Genomic DNA, 17,606 nt, shown 5'->3' with positions numbered 1-17,606 from the left:
ATCGGTCGATCCTGTGCACATCCGCTGAATCGGAGCTGTCGATTCGGCCCCTCGCAGGAGATTCGCCATGAGCAGCACGTTTTTCATCCCCGCCGTGAACATCATGGGCAGCGGTTGCCTCGACGAAGCCATGGACGCCATCCGCAAGTACGGTTTTCGCAAAGCGCTGATCGTCACTGACGTCGGGCTGGCCAAGGCTGGCGTGGCGGCGATGATCGCCGAGAAGCTGGCGATGCAGGACATCGATTCGGTGATCTTCGACGGCGCCAAGCCCAACCCGAGCATCGCCAACGTCGAACGCGGCCTGGGCCTGCTCAAGGAAAGTAACTGCGATTTCGTGGTGTCCCTGGGCGGCGGTTCGCCCCACGACTGCGCCAAAGGCATCGCCCTGTGCGCGACCAACGGCGGGCAGATCCGCGATTACGAAGGCGTCGATCAATCCGAGAAGCCGCAACTGCCGCTGATCGCGATCAACACCACCGCCGGCACCGCCAGCGAGATGACCCGTTTCTGCATCATCACCGACGAATCGCGCCACGTGAAAATGGCCATCGTCGACCGCAACGTCACGCCGCTGCTGTCGGTCAATGACCCGGCGCTGATGGTCGCGATGCCCAAGAGCCTGACCGCCGCCACCGGCATGGACGCGCTGACCCACGCCATCGAAGCCTACGTCTCCACCGCCGCCAACCCGATCACTGACGCCTGCGCGCTGAAGGCCATCACCCTGATCAGCAACAACCTGCGCCTGGCCGTGCGCGACGGCAGCGACCTGGCCGCCCGGGAAAACATGGCGTACGCGCAGTTCCTCGCCGGCATGGCCTTCAACAACGCCTCCCTCGGCTACGTGCACGCGATGGCCCACCAGTTGGGCGGTTTCTACGACTTGCCCCACGGCGTGTGCAACGCGGTGTTGTTGCCGCATGTGCAAAGCTTCAACGCACTGGTGTGTGCCGATCGCCTGAACGATGTGGCCCTCGCCATGGGCGCCGAGATACGCGGGCTCAGCCCGGAAGAAGGCGCGCAAGCGGCCATCGCGGCGATCCGCAGTCTGGCCCGGGACGTGGAAATCCCCGGCGGTTTGCGTGACCTCGGCGCCAAGCTCAACGACATCCCGATCCTCGCCACCAACGCCCTGAAAGACGCTTGCGGCCTGACCAACCCGCGTGCGGCGGACCAGCGGCAGATCGAGGAGATTTTTCGCAGCGCGTTCTAAGCCTTTTTGCCACCCGGCGCGAACCTCACGCAGAGCATCGCGCCCAGGGCCAGCACAACGCACAGCAATGACAACGGCCAGGCCTGTTGACTGGCGATCAGGCTGGCGATGCCGCCAATCACGGCGGCCATCAGTTGATGGATGAAACCGCTCAACGCCATTGCATAAGCCCCGCTGACCGGCGAGCCCTCATTGGCCAGCGACAGGCTGATCGGATAATTCAGCGACTGGCCGAGCACCGCAAAGCAGTACGGCAACCAGAACAGCAACGCCATCGACGTCCCCGCCACACTCCCCAGCCACATCACCCCGCTGCCGGCCAAAACCAGGCCCACGCCCAACGTCATCAGCCAATGCTGACCAGTGCGCACGACGAAACGATTGACCCCCAGCGCTCCGAGAAAATACGCCGCGCTGATCGGCCATCCCAACAACCCGTATTCCACGGCGGTCCAGTTGAACGGTCCTTGCAGGATCAATGGCGCGGCGGTGTTGAACGCGATGATCACCCCGTAACCCAGGCCTCCCGCGAGGGCCGGCAGCAGAAACGCTCGATGACGCAAGATGCGCCAGTAGCTCGGCCAACTGGGGGATGGGCGGGGTTCGTCCGTCAGTACCGGGAACGCGACCCGCGCCACGATCCCGGCCATCAGCAGACTCACCCCACCCAACAGATAAAAAATCGCGGGCCAACCCAGCGCCACCTGGATGATCGACCCCAGGTACTGCCCAATCCCCAGCGCCACTACAAAGGAAATCGAAATCCACGACAGCGCCTTGGCCAGCAAGTCGCCGCGAAAACTGTCGCGGATCAGCACCCGGGCCATCACCGAAATCCCGCTAGCGCCAACGCCCTGGAGCAAGCGAAGGAACAGGAACGACTCCAGCGTCTGGCCCAAGGGCAGGGCCAGGTTGCCGACCCCATAGATGCCAAGCGCCGCGAGCAACACCGGTTTACGCCCGATGCGCTGGCCCAGGCTGCCCCAGAACAACATCGGCAGCGCCATGCCGATCAGGTACACCGCCAACCCCCACGACACTTGCGACGCATCGGCGGACAAATGCCGGGCGATCTCCGGCAATGCAGGCAGGTAAATGCTCATGCCCAATTGCGCGAGAAAAACCGTGCTGCAGGTGACGAGGAGGGTGGTGCTGCTCTTCATGGCATCTTCCCCGGGTTTCAGTGGCCGACATCCTGGCCGTGGGTGCGCAACAGTTCGCTGATGAGTTCACAAAAGTGGCGGATCAACCCGGGCTCCATGTCGGCCCGCAGGGTAATCCGGATGGCCGCCTGACCTTGCGCCACCACCGGGAAAAACACCGCCGAAGTGAAGAAGCCGAGGTTGGCCAACTCGGTCGCCAGGCGGTTGGCCAGCGCCGCTTCACCACAGCGGATCAAGCGAATCGCCATGTTGCTGCGGTGCTGCTCGGTGCGGATCAGGCTGTCAAAGAGCCGGATATTAACCTGAAGTTTTTCCTGCAATGCACTGAATTCCGCCGTGCGATGCAGCTTGATCGAGGCCCGGCCGGCACCGATCGCCGCACTGTTCAGGCTTTGCGACCAATTGCTCGGGCCGCCGTAACGCTGGATCAGTTTCCTCTGCCGTTCGTTGCCGAACATCACCAGGCCACCGCTGGCGCCGAACGATTTGGCCAGTGACGCGACGATCAGGCAGTCATCGTCAAGGGCGTGCAGCCTCGGGCGGACCAGGCCGGCGCCGGACGTGCCGACGGCGGACAGGGCGTGGGAATCATCCAGGTAGAGAAACAGCCCGTAGCGATCCTTCAGGTACAACAGACTGTCCAGGTCCGCCACCCCGCCCATGCTGTAAGCGCCGTCGGCGACATACGCGACCGTGCCGTGCTGCTGGCACTGCTTTTCCAGGAAGTCCATGTCGTTATGCGGGCTGGTCACCACCCGGGTTTCGTCGGCACACGCGGCCTTGAGGTGGTTCATCGAGTAATGCGCCAAGCGATCGAACACCATCACCGGCGGGCGGTTTTCAGTGAACACGCCGCTGGCCAGCAGCGGCAGGATCCCGGCACTCGCCGCGCTGCACGACAAGGTGCTCAGGCATCGGGCACCGAACAGGTCGGACAGTTCGCTTTCGTACTGGTCCAGGATCGCCAGTTTGCAGCGGTTTTTCGAATTGGCGACGCGCAGGGTGCCGGTTTCCCACAAGGTGCTCATGGCGCCTTTGAGCAAGTCGGGGTGGTGATCCAGGCCCAGGTAGGACGTGGTGCAGAAGTGATGAAACGCCCGTCCGTACTGGTCGACCATGCGGTTGGCGCTGCGGATGTCGACGTTGAGCCCCGCGACTTTTCCGGCTTCGGCGGTTTCCCAGTCGTAATCGGCCAGGGCGATCAGTTTTCGATAATTGGTGAAGGTGTTGGCTGTCTGGTCCATAGAGAGTGTTGCTCCTTGTGTGATACAGCGTGTTTGTGTGTTTCCAGACTTTACGGAATGCGGCGGGAGCGTTGAATCGGCCGATTCCTGCATGTTTGAGTGTTACAAGAGATTTACGTGTAGGACGGTGGCGTGTGAGGCTGTGGGCTAAAACCGGGCTATCCTGCCGACTCAGCCGAACCCACGCCATCGAGCCCACCCATGCTGCAAAAAAGCCTGATCCGCCGCCTCGACCTGATCACCCTGCAGTTATTCGTCGCCGTCCACGAAGAGGGCACGCTGACCCGTGCGGCCACGCGGGAAGCGATCGCGGTGTCGGCGGCCAGCAAGCGCTTGATGGAGTTGGAGGAGGCGTTCGGCATCAGTCTGTTCGTGCGTCAGGCCAAGGGCATGACCCTGACGCCGGCCGGTGAAACCCTGTTGCACCATGCCCGGCAGATGTTGTTCAACGTCGAGAAGATGGGCCTGGAACTGGGCGAGCACAGCCACGGAATTCGCGGGTATGTGCGGATGCTGGCGAACCTGTCGGCGATCATTCAGTTCCTGCCCGAAGACTTGCGGGACTTCTCCGAGCGGCATCCGCAAGTGAAGACCGACCTTGAGGAGCGTCCCAGCAGCGGGGTGATTCAAGGCGTGCTGGATGGTGTGGCGGACCTGGGGATCTGCTCCAGTGACAGCGACGTCAAAGGCCTGCACAGCGTGCTGTATCGCCAGGACAAACTGGTGGTGTTGATGCCGCCGGATCATCCCTTGGCCAGCCGTGAAACCCTGGCCTTCGCCGATACCCTGGACAGCGATTACGTCGGCCTGCATGCCGCCAGCTCGATCAACATGCGCACCCACGCGGCGGCGCGCAAGGCGGGCAAGGTGCTGCGGTTGCGGATTCATGTGCCGGGATTTGATGCGATGTGCCGGATGGTCCAGGCCAACATGGGCATCGGCATCCTGCCGCAAAAGGCCTATGAATTGTTTGGCCGGGCGCTGGGGTTGCACGCGGTGCCGTTGACCGATGACTGGTCGGATCGGGCGTTGATTCTGGTGGTGCGCGATGAAGCGGGGTTGTCGCCGGTGAGTCGGATGTTGTTTGAGCAGTTGCGCGGGCATGCCTGACAGATCGTTGTTGGATGGGCCGGCCTCTTCGCGGACAAGCCTCGCTCCTACAAGGGCAGCGCCCGGCGTGAAACACCACCAAACCTGTAGGAGCGAGGCTTGCCCGCGAAGGCGGACCTGAGGTCGCGGTAATGTCGGCCGAGCGTTCGCGTTTCACGAACGCCCATTGCCAACTGAAGGTTGGATTCCTTACCCCTCGGTCCTCTAGCCTTGGCACATAGTCCAAGAATAAGAGGTACCCCGCGATGACTGCCCCCCTGAGTGCAATCAAGGTGATCGAGATCGGCACGCTGATCGCTGCACCGTTTGCTGCGCGCATGCTCGCCGAGTTTGGCGCCGAGGTGATCAAGATCGAAGCCATGGGCCAGGGTGATCCCCTGCGCAAATGGCGAAAACTGCACGAGGGCACCTCGCTGTGGTGGTACCTGCAATCGCGCAACAAGAAGTCTCTGGCGCTAAATCTCAAATCCCCTGAAGGCATCGAACTGGTCAAGCAATTGGCGACCAGCGCCGACGTGCTGATCGAGAACCTGCGCCCCGGCGCCCTGGAAAAACTCGGCCTGGGCTGGGACGTGCTGCACGCCCTCAACCCCAACCTGACCCTGGTGCGCATTTCCGGCTACGGCCAGACCGGCCCGTACCGCGACCGTCCGGGCTTCGGCGCCATCGGCGAGGCCATGGGCGGGATTCGCTACACCACCGGTACCCCCGGTTCACCGCCGGCCCGGGTCGGGGTCAGCCTCGGCGATTCCCTGGCGTCGTTGCACGCGGTGATCGGCGCGCTGATGTCGCTGCTGCGGGTCAAGACCGGGCAGGGCGGCGGGCAAGTGGTGGACGTGTCGTTGGCCGAAAGCGTGTTCAACGTGATGGAAAGCCTGGTGCCGGAATACGACATGCAAGGCCACATTCGCGAACGCAGCGGCGGGGCGTTGCCGGGCATTGCACCGTCGAATACCTACCTGACCGCCGATGGCGCCTATGTGGTGATCGCCGGCAACAGCGACCCGATCTACAAGCGCTTGATGAATGTGATTGGTCGCAGCGATCTGGCCGACGCCCCGGAATTCGCCCACAACGACGGCCGCGCCTTGAAAAGCAATGTGCTCGACGCCGCCATCACCCACTGGACCAGCAGCCTGCCCATCGATGACGTGCTGGCCGCGCTCGAAGCCGCCGAAGTCCCGGCCGGGCGCATCTATTCGGTGGCCGACATCGTCGCCGATCCGCACTACCAGGCGCGGGACATGCTGCTCAACGCCGACCTGCCCGGCGGCGCCACGGTGAAGATGCCGGGCATCGTGCCCAAACTCTCCGAAACCCCCGGCGGGGTGAACTGGTCCGGGCCGCAACTGGGTCAGCACACTGACGGTATCCTTGCCGGGCTGGGCCTGACCGGCTCCGACATCGAACGGCTGAAAGCCGCAGGAGTGGTGCAATGATCACTGACTTTTCCCAGACGCTGATCGTGCAGGAAGTCTCGCCGCGCGACGGTTTGCAGATCGAGCCGACCTGGGTTGAAACCGCTGACAAGATTGCGCTGATCGATCAGCTGTCGCTGGCCGGGTTCAGCCGGATCGAGGCGGGATCGTTCGTCTCGCCCAAGGCCATTGCGGCGTTGCGCGATGGCGAGTTGGTGTTCAAGGGCATCACCCGGCAACCGGGGGTGATCTACGTCGCATTGATCCCCAATTTGAAAGGCGCGCAACGGGCGTTGGCGACAAGGGCGGATGAACTGAATCTGGTGATGTCTGCCAGCCAGACCCACAACCTGGCCAACATGCGCATGCGCTGTGAAGACTCATTGGCGGCGTTCGGCGAGATCGTGCAGTACGTCGACGGCACACAGGTGCGCCTCAACGGCAGCATCGCCACCACGTTTGGCTGCCCGTTCGAAGGCAAGATCGATGAGGATCGCGTGCTGCAAATCGTCGAGGCCTATCAGGAACTCGGCATTCAAGGCATCACCCTGGCCGACACCACCGGCATGGCCAATCCGCGGCAAGTGGATCGACTGGTGCGGCGGGTGTTGCAGCGGGTGTCGCCGGCGGACCTGACCCTGCATTTCCACAACACCCGCGGTCTCGGTTTGTGCAACGTGCTGGCCGCCTACGAGGCCGGCGCCCGCCGCTTCGACGCCGCGCTCGGCGGCCTCGGCGGTTGCCCGTTTGCCCCGGGCGCCTCGGGCAATATCTGCACCGAAGACCTGGTCAACCTGTGCGATGAAATCGGCATCCACACCGGCATCGACCTGCCGCTGCTGCTGAAACTGTCCCGAGGCTTGCCAGCACTGCTGGGCCACGAAGTGCCCGGCCAACTGGCCAAGGCCGGACGCAACTGCGACCTGCACCCAAGCCCATCCTGACACCACCGAATACTCCCTGTAGGAGCGAGGCTTGCCCGCGAAGAGGCCCTCACATTCAACATCATCGTTGACTGACACACCGCCTTCGCGGGCAAGCCTCGCTCCTACAGAAAAACGATTACAAACCAGACAACAAAAACAATCGGACACCCACGGGCAGTCCGCCTGGAGAAACCCCATGAGCCTCAACGTACTGGAGGCGGGCGCGAGCCCGTCCGTTAGCCACGATGTCGAAAAAGCCCTGGTCAGCAAAGTCGCCTGGCGCCTGATGCCGCTGATCATGGTCTGCTACCTGTTCGCATTTTTTGACCGCATCAACATCAGCTTCGCCAAGTTCCAGTTGCAGACCGACCTGAGCCTGAGCGACACCGCCTACGGCCTCGGCGCCGGGTTGTTCGTGGTCGGTTACGTGCTGTTCGAGGTGCCGAGCAACATGATGCTGTACAAGGTCGGCGCCCGGCGCTGGATCGCCCGGATCATGATGTCCTGGGGCGTCGCCACCGCCGCCATGGTCTTCGTCAACAGCGAATGGCAGTTCTACGCGCTGCGCTTTGTGATCGGCGCGATGGAGGCCGGTTTTGCCCCAGGCGTGCTGTATTACCTGACGCTGTGGTTCCCGCAGCACTATCGCGGGCGCATCACTTCGATGCTGTTTTTGTCCTCGGCGTTTGCCGGTCTGGTCGGCGCACCGTTCTCCGGTCTGGTGCTGCAACACCTCGACGGCTTTATGGACATGCGCGGCTGGCACTGGCTGTTTCTGCTCGGCGGCGTGCCCTGCATCGTTCTCGGTTTGCTGGTGCTGAAATTGCTCAAGGACCGCATCGAAGACGCCCATTGGCTGACCGCTGCGGAGAAAACCCTGCTGGCCAGCCGCATCGCTCACCATGAACCGCACAAGGGCGGCGGCTCGCTGCTCGCGGCGTTGAAGATTCCGGGGTTCCTGACCTTGGGGCTGATCTACTTTCTGATCCAGGTCGCGTCCTACGGCTTGAATTTCTGGGCACCGCAATTGATCCGCAGCGCGGGTACCGAAAGCCCGGTGATGATCGGTTTGCTGACCGCCATTCCCTACATCTGCGGGGCGATCAGCATGGTGGTGATCGGGCGCTTGTCTGACGCCACCGGTGAGCGCCGCAAGTTTGTCGCCGGCCTGGTGACGCTGGGGGCGGTCGGGTTCTTTTGTGCCGGGATCTTCGCCAGCCACACGACGTTCCTGATTGTCGCGCTGGGCTTGCTCGGTGCCGGGATCATTGCCTGCATCCCGAGCTTCTGGACCCTGCCGCCGAAACTGCTGGCCGGCGCGGGTGCCGGTGCGGCGGGCGGGATCGCCGTGATCAACACCCTTGGCCAGTTTGGCGGCATCGTCAGCCCGGTGATGGTGGGGCGGATCAAGGACCTGACCGGCAGCACCACCCCGGCGCTGTACGTGATTGGCGTTGCGGCGCTGATTGCGGCTGCACTGCTGATGTGGGGCTTGCCGCAGAAGCTGCGCACCCTCGACAAGTTTTAAAAGATCGCAGGCTGCCCCAGCGCCGACAGGGACCACGCATCCCCGTAGGCGCTGGCGCAGCCTGCGATCTTTTGATTTTCAAGAAGTCGCAATCAACGCTTTACCCGATGCTCCACTGAACTGAATCAACACCACCCCCGCCACCAGCAACACCGCGCCCAACACCCGGGGCAAGGTCAACTGCCGCTCCACCAGCCCGAACAGTCCGAAATGATCGAGCAGCATCGAGGCAATCACTTGCCCGGTCAGCGCCAGCACCACAAAGCCTGACGCACCGAGTTTCGGCAGCAACATCACCGCCAGCGCCACAAAGCACACGCCGAACACACCACCGGCCCACATCCACAACGGCGCCTTGCTGATAAACGCCAACGACGGCAGCGGCAAACGCAGGGCGAGGATGATCGGCAGCAACACCAGCAAACTCACCAGCAACGAGGCCAGCGTCGCCCATAACGGATGCCCGAGGCCGCGACTCAGGTTGGCATTGATCGCACTTTGAAACGGCACCACCGCCCCGGCAATCACCGCCAGCAGCAACAGGCCGGCCCACTGCAACGTACTCATGTTCATGACTCCAACAGGTTTTGCTGGACTCTAAGGTATTCGCCGCGCAAATTTAAATTCCAATACGCTATGCAGAACATGCAGCAGATGAATGATCTACGACGCATCGACCTCAACCTGCTGGTGATCCTCGACGCCTTGCTCAGCGAGCAGCATGTGACCCGCGCCGCCGAGCGTCTGCACCTGAGTCAACCGGCGGTCAGCCATGCGTTGGGACGCTTGCGCGATCTGCTCGGCGATCCATTGCTGGTGCGCGCCGGCGCCACGCTCGTGACGACCCCAAGAGCGCTGGAGTTGATCGCACCCTTGGCCGAAGCCCTGGCCCAGGTGCAATCGCTGCTGGCGCCGAACACCTTCGATCCGGCCACCGCCAAGCGCACCTTTCGCCTGGCGATGTCCGACTACGGCGCGGCCATCGTCCTGCCGGGGCTGATCCGCACCTTGCGCCGGGAAGCGCCGGGCATCGACCTTCAAATCAGCCACGCCAGCCGCGAAGGCATGCTCGATGGCGTGCTCAACGGTGATATCGACGTCGCGGCCGGCGTGTTTCCGGAACTGCCCAACGAACTGCGCAGCACGCCGTTGTTCGACGAGCACTACGCCTGCCTGGTCGACCGCCACAGCCTGCCCGCCGACGGCACACTTGACTTGCCAACCTATCTGGCCCGCCCCCACGTCCTGCTGGAAATGCGCGGCAGCGGCACCCCGGAAATCGAACGGGCACTAACGGCGTTAAGGGAGCGCCGACGCGTGGCAATCAGCCTGCCGCACTGGAGTGTTGCGCCGGAATTTATCGCCGGGACGGATTTGATCCTGACGGTGGCCTCGCGTGGGTTGCGCGACGTCGATGAAAAGACATTGATCGTCGTGGCGCCGCCGTTTCATATTCCGTCGTTTACCTTTGTGCTGGCCTGGCATAAACGGCGGGGCGGGGATCAGGCGTTGAATTGGTTGAATGGGCGGATTGGGCAGGGGATAAACCCAGTCAGTTAAGCCGATGAGTCACTTGTGGCGAGGGAGCTTGCTCGCGCTGGACTGCATAGCAGTCCCCTTCTTTTTAGGTAAAGAGAGGGCCGCTTCGCAGCCCGGCGGGAGCAAGCTCCCTCGCCACAGGTTCGGTGTCAGGCCTGAATGATCGGTATTAGGCACTGGGCGCCATTTTTCGGCGATTGCATTCAACTCCTCGGTTGTAGCGAAGTCACCTGCATCGGCTTCTTTGATCGCCGCCCGAATGTCCTCCATTTCCCAGGAATGGTTGGTGGAAGTATCGGCGGTGTTAAGTGGCAGATGCTCTGAAAAGTTAGGCATGGAGGTCTCGATTTCACGGCTTGTAACTCGAACATACAATGTGGCCGCGTCGAGTGGCGGTCCGGTCCGTTCTTCTTGTCGTAACAATTTGTTGAGCGGAAGCCGCGCACCGAGGATAGTGCGCGGCAGCATTTGACTGGTTTGAAACACACAAGGAACAGGGAATGACATTGAAGTCTGGCTGGATGGGTTTTGCAGCGCTGTGCGGTCTGGTGATGACGGGGCAGGCATTTGCTGCGTGTGAGAAGCCACCGTTTTATGGGGATTTTGGCTATTCGGTGTGCAAGGACTGGCCCGCTTACCCGGGGCTGGCGATTACGGCGATCTCGCAATTCGAGTCGGGCTTTTCGGCCAGCGGTTCCGGTCCCGAGGGTAAATATGATCTCGACCTTGCCGTTGTCTCGGCGGGTGATTCGAAACCGCTGGCGACTTATCACCAGTCGTCCGCGTTCGAGTCGGATGCCATTACCTTTGAAGACCTGCAACTCGATACGGCGCGCTACACGCTTACCCCCAACCTGCGAGCCTTCGGCGTGCGCGCCACGTTCAAGGGCTCGTCACGGGTCAACCCAATGGATGAAACGTTGCTCTCGCTCTACGTCAAAGAGGGCAACACGCTGCGTCCGGTCATGGATCGACTCATCACCTATCAGTACGGCGGTGAATGGGATGGCAATTGTGCCGGCGAGCGTTATGAAATCACTCGAACCCTCGAAATCGGCAAGACCAGCTCCCATGGCTACGCGGACCTGATTGTCAAAACAGTGTCCATGAGCACGGTCGGGAAGGGTGAGGGCGAGGCGTGTGTATCCAACTCCGTGACCGCCAAACCGATACAGACGACGCTTCGGTACGACGGTAAAAACTATGTGTTGCCAGGTGACTTCACGAGCGTTCAATGACTGCGCATCCATCAGGGAAGAACATGATGAGCACACGCAAACTGCTGACCTCTCTCACTGTCCTCGGCCTCATCGCGGCGGCCAACCAGGCACAAGCGGGTTGCGAAGAAGCACCCGCAGACACGCCGTCTGTCACCCTTTGCAAAGTCTGGCCGGCGTATGAGGACCAGACCATTGTCGCCACGACGACGTTCAAGCCGGATTCTCCCGACGGCAACGGCGATGTCGGAAACGTCGATCTGGAGTTGGCGCTCATCCGTTCGTCCAGTGCGAAACCGCTGGCCAGCTACCGTAAAAAAGATGCCTATTCTTCGGACGCCGTGGCGTTTCAAGGTCTGAGCATTGATACGGCACGCTACAAGTTGACGCCGGACGCTCGCGCGTTCGGCATCCGCTCGCGTTTTGAAACACGATCAAGCATCAATTCTTACTACACGAATGAACTGGCGTTGTATTTGCGCGATGGCGCCACCTTGCGCCCCGTGTTGGAAGGGTTGGTGATGTCGACGGGGCGGGGCGAGTGGGACGGTAACTGTGCGGGACAGGGCGAGCGAACCGAAAGAACCGTCGATATCGGCAACACGCTTCACAACGGCTTTGCGGATCTGGTTGTCAGCTCCACCGTGACCGTGACCCAACGCTTTCTGGTGGGCGAAGAGTGCCAGGACAAGGCCAAAAAGTTGAAAACAACACGGGTCATCCTGAATTACGACGGTAAACAGTACGTCGTGCCCGAAGCGCTCAGAGGTTAATCACCCATGCTCACCGGCCTCAACCACCTGACCCTCGCGGTCACCGATCTCAATCGCAGCGTCGCGTTCTATCAAGGCCTGCTGCACCTGCGCCTCGACGCGATCTGGGATGCCGGCGCCTATCTCTCGCTGCCGGGCCTGTGGTTGTGCCTGTCCCTCGATCCCGAGCGCAAGTCCGAACCTGCCGCCGACTACACCCATTACGCGTTCACCGTCAGCGCTGCGGATTTCACCGTGTTCGTTGAACACTTGCGATCTACCGGGGTGCAGGAATGGCGCGATAACCGCAGCGAGGGCGCGTCGTTCTACTTCCTCGACCCGGACGGCCACAAGCTCGAAGCCCATGTCGGGGATCTGGCGTCACGGCTGCAAGCCTGTCGGCAACGGCCGTACGCTGGCATGAAGTTCTTCGACGATCAGTCAGTCGCACACCAAGTCCTGAGATAGACTGGCCAGCATTCGCTTAAACAGGAGTTCCCCATGACCCCATCACTACTAATGGCCGTGCTCGCCTCAGGCTTCATCTACGGCATCACCCCCGGCCCGGGTGTGTTGGCGGTGTTCGGGATTGGCGCGGCGCGGGGGCGACGGGCGGGGGCGGGGTTCCTGTGCGGGCATTTGCTTGGGGATGTGGTCTGGTGCAGCACGGCGCTGATCGCAATTGTTGGCGCCCGGGAAATCGGCAGCACGGCGTTTGATGTATTGGGCGTGCTCAGCGGGCTGTATCTGTTCTGGCTCGGTGTGCGCGCGATTCGCGCTCGCCGCAGCAGCGCTGAAACCCCGCAAGGGCCGGCGCGGCAGCCGTTCTGGCACGGCATTATGTTCGGCCTGACCAACCCGAAAGCCTACCCGGTGGCCGTGGCGACGTTCACCGCGTTGCTGTCCAGCCGCGCCGAATTGCTCCATTGGTCGATGCTGCCCTGGCTGATTGCCCTGAGCTTCGTGGGCGGATTGCTGGCGTACGCTATTCTCATTGGCATCGTCGGTGCGCGGCAGGTGCGCACCGTGTATCAACGGCATGAGCTGTTGATCACCCGGTTGTGCGGGGTGATGTTCATCGGTTTCGCGATCAACGCCTTGGTGCATGCATTGCCAGGCCTGGTCACGAACAAGGCTTGAGGCTGATCGCAGGGACGCGTCAGCGGCACCGGTCACGGATGGTTTTTCAGCGCTACATGGCCCGGACACGCACCCTGCACCATGACCACTAGAAATTCCGCGCCTTTGGCGAGCTATATCGACCTCTTGCTGGACGCCGTCTGTGCGGTGGATAGGCAAGGTCGCTTTGTATTTGTCAGCGCGGCCTGCGAGCGTATTTTCGGTTACACCCCGGATGAATTGATCGGTCAGCCGATGATCGAGCTGGTACACCCCGCCGATCGCCAGCGCACCCTCGATGCCGCGCGAGAAATCATCGGCGGCGAACCCAAGCTCAACTTCGAAAACCGCTACCTGCGCAAGGACGGCCGGGTGGTTCACATCCTTTGGTCGGCGCGCTGGTCGGAAGTCGATCAACTGCGCATCGCCGTGGCCCGGGACATCACCGAACGCAAACAGGCCGAGTCGCGACAAGCGGCGTTGTATGCGATCTCCGAAGCGGCCCATGCGGCGGAAGATTTGCTGGCGCTGTTCAAACGCATCCACACCATCATCGGCGAATGGCTGCCCGCGCTGAATTTTTCCGTGGCGTTGTATGACGAACACTGTGCGCAGCTGAATTTCCCCTATCACGTCGACGACCGTGAACATCAGCCCGAACTGCCCGGCACCGTCACCGGGCGTTTGTGTGCGGAGGTCATTCGCAACGGTCAGTCGATCCTGCTGACCTCGGAACAAGATCAACTCCCCGAAGGCTTCAAGGCGCTGGTGGCGGGGCAGGATTCCCCGTGCTGGCTCGGCGTGCCGCTGAACTCGCAGAACGGCACCATCGGTGCGCTGATCGTCAAAAGCGAGGCCGGCGGCGAGCGCTACACCGAGCAGGACAAAGAGCTGCTGCAATACGTCTGCGCCCAGGTGGCGACCGCCATCGAGCGCAAGCAGCTGCACGCGCGCCTGCAACACATGGCCCAATACGATCAACTCACCCAACTGCCCAATCGCGAATTGCTCCGCGAGCGGCTCAAATCGTCGCTGGCGCAGGCCCGCTCCGAGGGCGGGCGGATGGCGCTGTTGTACGTTGATCTCGACCGTTTCAAACTGGTCAACGACACCCACGGTCATGCGGTCGGCGATATGTTGCTGCAAGCGGTGGCCAATCGGCTCAAGGGCTGCGTGCGGGAAAGCGACACCGTGGCGCGCATCGGCGGGGATGAGTTCGTGGTGCTGCTGCACAGCATCCATGCCGCCGAAGATGCCGACAGCGTCGCCGGAAAAATCCGACAGGTGTTGCTGCAACCCCTGCGCCTGGATGGCCACAGCCTGAATATCGAACCGAGTATCGGCGCGGCGATTTATCCTGAGCATGGCCTGGAAGAAAAGCAGCTGTTCCGCTACGCCGACGAGGCGATGTACGCGGTCAAGCGCCTGCGTCACCGGCCGCTCGAAGCCTGAGTTTTCACCACCGTTCGTCGCAATATCCCCGATTTTTTCTAAACCTTTGGCCAGATCGGAATTCTGATCCTATGCGGGCCTGTGCTCGCCGCGATCAACACCAAGAGGTAGAGAATCATGCCTAACTCAAGAAACTCGAACGCGGATAACCATGCCAACGATCGAACGAAGGCGTCTGAAGCCGGTCGCAAAGGTGGGAAAACTACCACCACGACTGTCGACAAAGACCCTGCGAAACCCGATATGGGCCGCAAAGGTGGTCAGAAATCCAAGTAGTGGATAAGGTAGTTTTGATCGAGAGGCGGGAGCGAAAGCTCCCGTTTGAATTTTTTCGAATGGAGGGCGCGACCATGAGCCGGATGGCCACCCGTATACGCAATGCCAGTTTTGCCACGTTGCTGGGCCTGTGCGCCAGCAGCGCTTTTGCCCAGTCGCCTGCCGACTTCATCAACGATGCCTCCGCCAAAGGCATGGCCGACATCGAAGCCAGTCGCCTGGCGCACCAGAAAACCGAATCCAAGGAGGTCAAGGACTACACCGTCGTGGTTATCAACGACCTGACCACCGCCAACCAGCATCTGGCGAAAATCGCCAAGAAGCTCGACCTGCCGGTCGCGCCTCGGGAAGAAGTGATCGATAAGTCCAAAACGATGATCTCCGAAGTGAAGGATGGTCCGACGTTCGACCAGGCCTACGCGGCCAGTCAGGTGCAAAACACCCAGGCTGCTATCGACCAGATCCAGCAGGAAGCGCAGACCACCGACGTTCCGGAAATCAAGGCATTCGCCGAAGAAACCTTGCCCAAACTGCAAAACCATCTGCAGATGGCCAAGGCCCTGCAAGCCAGCCGCTAGCCTCTATGCAGCGCGGGTGACCGAGGTCACCCGCCGAGGTTTTCAGCATTGATCCAGGTTCGACTTCGGCTTGTCGCCGCTGGGGGCGACATTCATGGAAATCGTCTCGCCTTCGCCAATCTTGCGGTACTGCTTACGCAACTCTTCCAACTGCTTCAAATCCAGCGACTCCAGCCCCAACATCGCGTTCTGCGCCTCCTTCGTCACCCGCAGCAACTCATCGATCTTCAAATGCAAGATGTCCGTATCGCGGTTCTGGGTGTTCTGGATCAGGAACACCATGAGGAAGGTGATGATGGTGGTCGAGGTGTTGATGATCAGCTGCCAGGTGTCGTTGTAACCAAAAATCGGCCCGGTTAACCCCCACACAGCAATCAGAATGATCGCGATCAAAAACGTCGTGGGGCTGCCGGCCCACAGCGCGAGTTTCTGCGAGACTTTTGCGAATTTCATTGCCGTGTTCCTTCTAGGGATGCGCCTGAAATTCAGACAGCGACGGCGTGTTGGAATTTCTTTTTTAACGAGGGTTGTGGGGGGGGGCGAAAGATCGCAGCCTTCGGTGGAATACGCTCGGCGGAGCTGCCGAAGGCTGCGATCTTTTGGCGATGTTGAAGCCGAATACACTCAAGCAGAAAACTTCACCTCAACCGCCCAACTGAAATACCCCACCGCTTCGCACTGTTGGTTAACCAACATAAAGCTCAATTCGCAGGCGGCGACGCCCGGGGTCAGTTGCGCGCACTCCCAGTAGTGATCATCGGCCAGGTGGCTGGCCGGTTGGGTCGGGTTTATCGGGTCGGGGGCCGGAACGGTGAGGCCTGCGTGTACCACCAGTTTCGGCGCGGAGAGCACTTGGGTATCGCTCACGGCCATGTCGTAGAACACCACGCTGTTTTCAGCGAGCAGACTCACGGTGCGGCCGCGAATGTGGAAGGTTTTTCCATTGCAGGTGGGTAGCGTCAAATAGCTGTCACTAATCGCTATTTGATTGGCGTCTTTCCCGCCGACGGCAAAGATGAATCCTTCGCTGATGGTCGTCGGATCTTGTGCCTCAAGACTGGGTGTCGGGTACTTTGTCAGCAGCGATTCGGCATCAACAATCAGCAGCACATTGTTGGCCGTCGCGACGCTGGATGAAGGCGATTTGATCGGTTCGGAAGTCATCATGGATTCCTTTCATGATGGTGGCACTGCACGGCAGCCGCTTCGGTTCATGCAAGACATCCTGTTCCTGCCGAAACGGCAACGAACGGGGGGAGGCCCCTTGTCGCCAAGGGGCCAGCCTTCGTCAGTTACGGATAGTAATGAACGGGTCCCACGAACAGCAGCCGACGATTTTGCAGTTGCGATCGACGATCAGGAAATGGAAGTGATAGGTCACGCTACCGCAGTCCAGTGTTTCCGAAGACCAATAATGGTTATCGACTTTCTGGCAGCTCGGCACCGATGGGTTGCTGGTGTTAGGGACGGCGACGCAGGCCTTAGCCTTGCGTGGCGTAGGGGTGGAGATCAACTCGCTGCCTTTGTTGCCAATGAACTTGTAGAAAATAACCGCGGTTTCGAAGCTCTGCGACAGGCTGGTTTCTCGCCAGCGAATCAAGTCGCCCACCTGTGCTTTCAGGTTGAGTTCGCCCCCGGCCTGACCATTTATCACGTTGTCCCGGTTGGTCACCATGTACACATGATTAACGTCGATCATCGTTGGCGAAGCAGGGTTTTTGCTGATGTTCGGGTAGTTTTTCAGAATGGTTTCGGTGTCGATAGAGACCAGCACATCCGTGACTCGAGACATAGTAAAGCTCCTTGTTCATAGTGAGTGCCTGATAACCCTCAGGCATGACAACGTTTGCTTGCCTTACGGCCGTTGCTGAAACACTACGGGCGGAACCCTGCTTGCACGAGGCACGAGTTGGCCTTGCTCCTTGCGTGCAAATTGACAGGTCGGGTTCCTTCCGACTGGCCGCGATAAGGGCTATAGGTGTGATATTCAGGCTGTCAAAATCGCTTGACTGTTCCCTCGACGAACGGTCGATTGGGTTATGTCTTGCAATGAATCAGCGATAAAAAC

General features: G+C 60.9%; 20 protein-coding genes. 13 read left to right on the top strand and 7 right to left on the bottom strand.

Annotated features, from left to right (window positions below):
• Window positions 1–67 precede the first annotated feature (67 nt).
• Entirely contained in the window at window positions 68–1,216 is a 1,149-nt protein-coding gene (yiaY, locus tag FQ192_RS02550; protein WP_149657228.1) for an L-threonine dehydrogenase, read from the top strand.
• Here yiaY and FQ192_RS02545 read toward each other — a convergent pair.
• Both FQ192_RS02545 and FQ192_RS02540 read right to left on the bottom strand, forming a co-directional pair.
• The gene (locus FQ192_RS02545) at window positions 1,213–2,379 is read right to left on the bottom strand and encodes a multidrug effflux MFS transporter (protein WP_149657227.1); all 1,167 of its coding nucleotides are present in this window, start codon (window positions 2,377–2,379) and stop codon (window positions 1,213–1,215) included. The two genes, yiaY and FQ192_RS02545, sit on opposite strands and share 4 nt — an antisense overlap.
• Window positions 2,380–2,396: 17 nt before the next feature.
• Window positions 2,397–3,623: an aminotransferase class I/II-fold pyridoxal phosphate-dependent enzyme gene (locus tag FQ192_RS02540; protein WP_149657226.1), complete on the bottom strand. Its 1,227-nt coding sequence runs from the start codon at window positions 3,621–3,623 to the stop codon at window positions 2,397–2,399.
• Window positions 3,624–3,824: 201 nt separating this feature from the next.
• Between FQ192_RS02540 and FQ192_RS02535 the strand changes: the two genes are divergently transcribed.
• The 4 genes from FQ192_RS02535 to FQ192_RS02515 all read left to right on the top strand — a co-directional run bounded on the left by FQ192_RS02535 (window position 3,825) and on the right by FQ192_RS02515 (window position 8,605).
• A complete protein-coding gene (locus FQ192_RS02535) occupies window positions 3,825–4,733 on the top strand; it encodes a LysR family transcriptional regulator (RefSeq protein ID WP_149657225.1) in 909 nt (302 codons plus the stop codon).
• 245 nt (window positions 4,734–4,978) lie between these two features.
• Window positions 4,979–6,172 (top strand): CaiB/BaiF CoA-transferase family protein, encoded by a 1,194-nt coding sequence (locus FQ192_RS02530; protein WP_123597175.1) that lies wholly within the window; start codon window positions 4,979–4,981, stop codon window positions 6,170–6,172.
• On the top strand, window positions 6,169–7,095 hold the full coding sequence (locus tag FQ192_RS02525) for a hydroxymethylglutaryl-CoA lyase (protein WP_149657224.1): 927 nt from the start codon (window positions 6,169–6,171) through the stop codon (window positions 7,093–7,095). Before FQ192_RS02530 ends, FQ192_RS02525 begins: the two co-directional genes overlap by 4 nt.
• A 178-nt stretch (window positions 7,096–7,273) precedes the next feature.
• Entirely contained in the window at window positions 7,274–8,605 is a 1,332-nt protein-coding gene (locus FQ192_RS02515; RefSeq protein ID WP_149657223.1) for an MFS transporter, read from the top strand.
• Between the two features lie 78 nt (window positions 8,606–8,683).
• On the opposite strand, the gene FQ192_RS02510 is transcribed toward FQ192_RS02515, so the two are convergent.
• On the bottom strand, window positions 8,684–9,172 hold the full coding sequence (locus tag FQ192_RS02510; RefSeq protein WP_149657222.1) for a DMT family transporter: 489 nt from the start codon (window positions 9,170–9,172) through the stop codon (window positions 8,684–8,686).
• Between the two features lie 78 nt (window positions 9,173–9,250).
• On the opposite strand from FQ192_RS02510, the gene FQ192_RS02505 reads away from it, so the two are divergent.
• The gene (locus tag FQ192_RS02505) at window positions 9,251–10,165 is read left to right on the top strand and encodes a LysR substrate-binding domain-containing protein (RefSeq protein WP_149657221.1); all 915 of its coding nucleotides are present in this window, start codon (window positions 9,251–9,253) and stop codon (window positions 10,163–10,165) included.
• Between the two features lie 9 nt (window positions 10,166–10,174).
• Here the strand turns inward: FQ192_RS02505 and FQ192_RS33940 are convergent, their stop codons facing one another.
• On the bottom strand, window positions 10,175–10,480 hold the full coding sequence (locus FQ192_RS33940; protein WP_178128989.1) for a hypothetical protein: 306 nt from the start codon (window positions 10,478–10,480) through the stop codon (window positions 10,175–10,177).
• A 164-nt stretch (window positions 10,481–10,644) separates the two neighbouring features.
• Between FQ192_RS33940 and FQ192_RS02495 the strand changes: the two genes are divergently transcribed.
• The 7 genes from FQ192_RS02495 to FQ192_RS02465 all read left to right on the top strand — a co-directional run bounded on the left by FQ192_RS02495 (window position 10,645) and on the right by FQ192_RS02465 (window position 15,538).
• On the top strand, window positions 10,645–11,382 hold the full coding sequence (locus FQ192_RS02495) for a hypothetical protein (protein WP_149657220.1): 738 nt from the start codon (window positions 10,645–10,647) through the stop codon (window positions 11,380–11,382).
• A gap of 26 nt (window positions 11,383–11,408) precedes the next feature.
• Window positions 11,409–12,134, top strand: a complete 726-nt coding sequence (locus FQ192_RS02490) for a hypothetical protein (protein WP_256672204.1) — start codon at window positions 11,409–11,411, stop codon at window positions 12,132–12,134.
• A gap of 6 nt (window positions 12,135–12,140) precedes the next feature.
• On the top strand, window positions 12,141–12,581 hold the full coding sequence (gene fos, locus FQ192_RS02485) for a fosfomycin resistance glutathione transferase (RefSeq protein WP_149657219.1): 441 nt from the start codon (window positions 12,141–12,143) through the stop codon (window positions 12,579–12,581).
• A gap of 33 nt (window positions 12,582–12,614) precedes the next feature.
• Entirely contained in the window at window positions 12,615–13,253 is a 639-nt protein-coding gene (locus FQ192_RS02480; protein WP_149657218.1) for a LysE family translocator, read from the top strand.
• Window positions 13,254–13,334: 81 nt separating this feature from the next.
• The gene (locus tag FQ192_RS02475) at window positions 13,335–14,684 is read left to right on the top strand and encodes a sensor domain-containing diguanylate cyclase (RefSeq protein WP_149657217.1); all 1,350 of its coding nucleotides are present in this window, start codon (window positions 13,335–13,337) and stop codon (window positions 14,682–14,684) included.
• 117 nt (window positions 14,685–14,801) lie between these two features.
• Window positions 14,802–14,960, top strand: coding sequence for a KGG domain-containing protein (locus FQ192_RS02470; protein ID WP_133837415.1), 159 nt, complete (start codon window positions 14,802–14,804; stop codon window positions 14,958–14,960).
• 74 nt (window positions 14,961–15,034) lie between these two features.
• Window positions 15,035–15,538: a DUF4142 domain-containing protein gene (locus tag FQ192_RS02465; protein WP_149657216.1), complete on the top strand. Its 504-nt coding sequence runs from the start codon at window positions 15,035–15,037 to the stop codon at window positions 15,536–15,538.
• 42 nt (window positions 15,539–15,580) lie between these two features.
• On the opposite strand, the gene FQ192_RS02460 is transcribed toward FQ192_RS02465, so the two are convergent.
• The 3 genes from FQ192_RS02460 to FQ192_RS02450 all read right to left on the bottom strand — a co-directional run bounded on the left by FQ192_RS02460 (window position 15,581) and on the right by FQ192_RS02450 (window position 17,330).
• Complete coding sequence (locus FQ192_RS02460; RefSeq protein ID WP_149657215.1) at window positions 15,581–15,991, bottom strand: low affinity iron permease family protein; 411 nt, start codon at window positions 15,989–15,991, stop codon at window positions 15,581–15,583.
• Window positions 15,992–16,162: 171 nt separating this feature from the next.
• Entirely contained in the window at window positions 16,163–16,702 is a 540-nt protein-coding gene (locus tag FQ192_RS02455) for an AidA/PixA family protein (protein ID WP_149657214.1), read from the bottom strand.
• Window positions 16,703–16,826: 124 nt separating this feature from the next.
• Window positions 16,827–17,330 carry an inclusion body family protein gene (locus FQ192_RS02450; RefSeq protein WP_149657213.1) on the bottom strand — a complete coding sequence of 168 codons (504 nt, stop codon included), beginning with the start codon at window positions 17,328–17,330 and terminating at the stop codon, window positions 16,827–16,829.
• Window positions 17,331–17,606: the final 276 nt, after the last annotated feature.

Source organism: Pseudomonas sp. ANT_J12, from assembly GCF_008370045.1.
Classification (GTDB): Bacteria; Pseudomonadota; Gammaproteobacteria; order Pseudomonadales; family Pseudomonadaceae; genus Aquipseudomonas.
Note: the sequence above shows the minus strand (reverse complement) of the source record. Positions and strands in the feature narration are given on the sequence as shown.

Excerpts from the sequence above, each read along its gene's own strand:
- yiaY (WP_149657228.1), top strand. The coding sequence starts at position 68 with ATGAGCAGCACGTTTTTCATCCCCGCCGTGAACATCATGGGCAGCGGT.
- FQ192_RS02545 (WP_149657227.1), bottom strand. The coding sequence starts at position 2,379 with ATGAAGAGCAGCACCACCCTCCTCGTCACCTGCAGCACGGTTTTTCTC.
- FQ192_RS02540 (WP_149657226.1), bottom strand. The coding sequence starts at position 3,623 with ATGGACCAGACAGCCAACACCTTCACCAATTATCGAAAACTGATCGCC.
- FQ192_RS02535 (WP_149657225.1), top strand. The coding sequence starts at position 3,825 with ATGCTGCAAAAAAGCCTGATCCGCCGCCTCGACCTGATCACCCTGCAG.
- FQ192_RS02530 (WP_123597175.1), top strand. The coding sequence starts at position 4,979 with ATGACTGCCCCCCTGAGTGCAATCAAGGTGATCGAGATCGGCACGCTG.
- FQ192_RS02525 (WP_149657224.1), top strand. The coding sequence starts at position 6,169 with ATGATCACTGACTTTTCCCAGACGCTGATCGTGCAGGAAGTCTCGCCG.
- FQ192_RS02515 (WP_149657223.1), top strand. The coding sequence starts at position 7,274 with ATGAGCCTCAACGTACTGGAGGCGGGCGCGAGCCCGTCCGTTAGCCAC.
- FQ192_RS02510 (WP_149657222.1), bottom strand. The coding sequence starts at position 9,172 with ATGAGTACGTTGCAGTGGGCCGGCCTGTTGCTGCTGGCGGTGATTGCC.
- FQ192_RS02505 (WP_149657221.1), top strand. The coding sequence starts at position 9,251 with ATGCAGCAGATGAATGATCTACGACGCATCGACCTCAACCTGCTGGTG.
- FQ192_RS33940 (WP_178128989.1), bottom strand. The coding sequence starts at position 10,480 with ATGCCTAACTTTTCAGAGCATCTGCCACTTAACACCGCCGATACTTCC.
- FQ192_RS02495 (WP_149657220.1), top strand. The coding sequence starts at position 10,645 with ATGACATTGAAGTCTGGCTGGATGGGTTTTGCAGCGCTGTGCGGTCTG.
- FQ192_RS02490 (WP_256672204.1), top strand. The coding sequence starts at position 11,409 with ATGAGCACACGCAAACTGCTGACCTCTCTCACTGTCCTCGGCCTCATC.
- fos (WP_149657219.1), top strand. The coding sequence starts at position 12,141 with ATGCTCACCGGCCTCAACCACCTGACCCTCGCGGTCACCGATCTCAAT.
- FQ192_RS02480 (WP_149657218.1), top strand. The coding sequence starts at position 12,615 with ATGACCCCATCACTACTAATGGCCGTGCTCGCCTCAGGCTTCATCTAC.
- FQ192_RS02475 (WP_149657217.1), top strand. The coding sequence starts at position 13,335 with ATGACCACTAGAAATTCCGCGCCTTTGGCGAGCTATATCGACCTCTTG.
- FQ192_RS02470 (WP_133837415.1), top strand. The coding sequence starts at position 14,802 with ATGCCTAACTCAAGAAACTCGAACGCGGATAACCATGCCAACGATCGA.
- FQ192_RS02465 (WP_149657216.1), top strand. The coding sequence starts at position 15,035 with ATGAGCCGGATGGCCACCCGTATACGCAATGCCAGTTTTGCCACGTTG.
- FQ192_RS02460 (WP_149657215.1), bottom strand. The coding sequence starts at position 15,991 with ATGAAATTCGCAAAAGTCTCGCAGAAACTCGCGCTGTGGGCCGGCAGC.
- FQ192_RS02455 (WP_149657214.1), bottom strand. The coding sequence starts at position 16,702 with ATGACTTCCGAACCGATCAAATCGCCTTCATCCAGCGTCGCGACGGCC.
- FQ192_RS02450 (WP_149657213.1), bottom strand. The coding sequence starts at position 17,330 with ATGTCTCGAGTCACGGATGTGCTGGTCTCTATCGACACCGAAACCATT.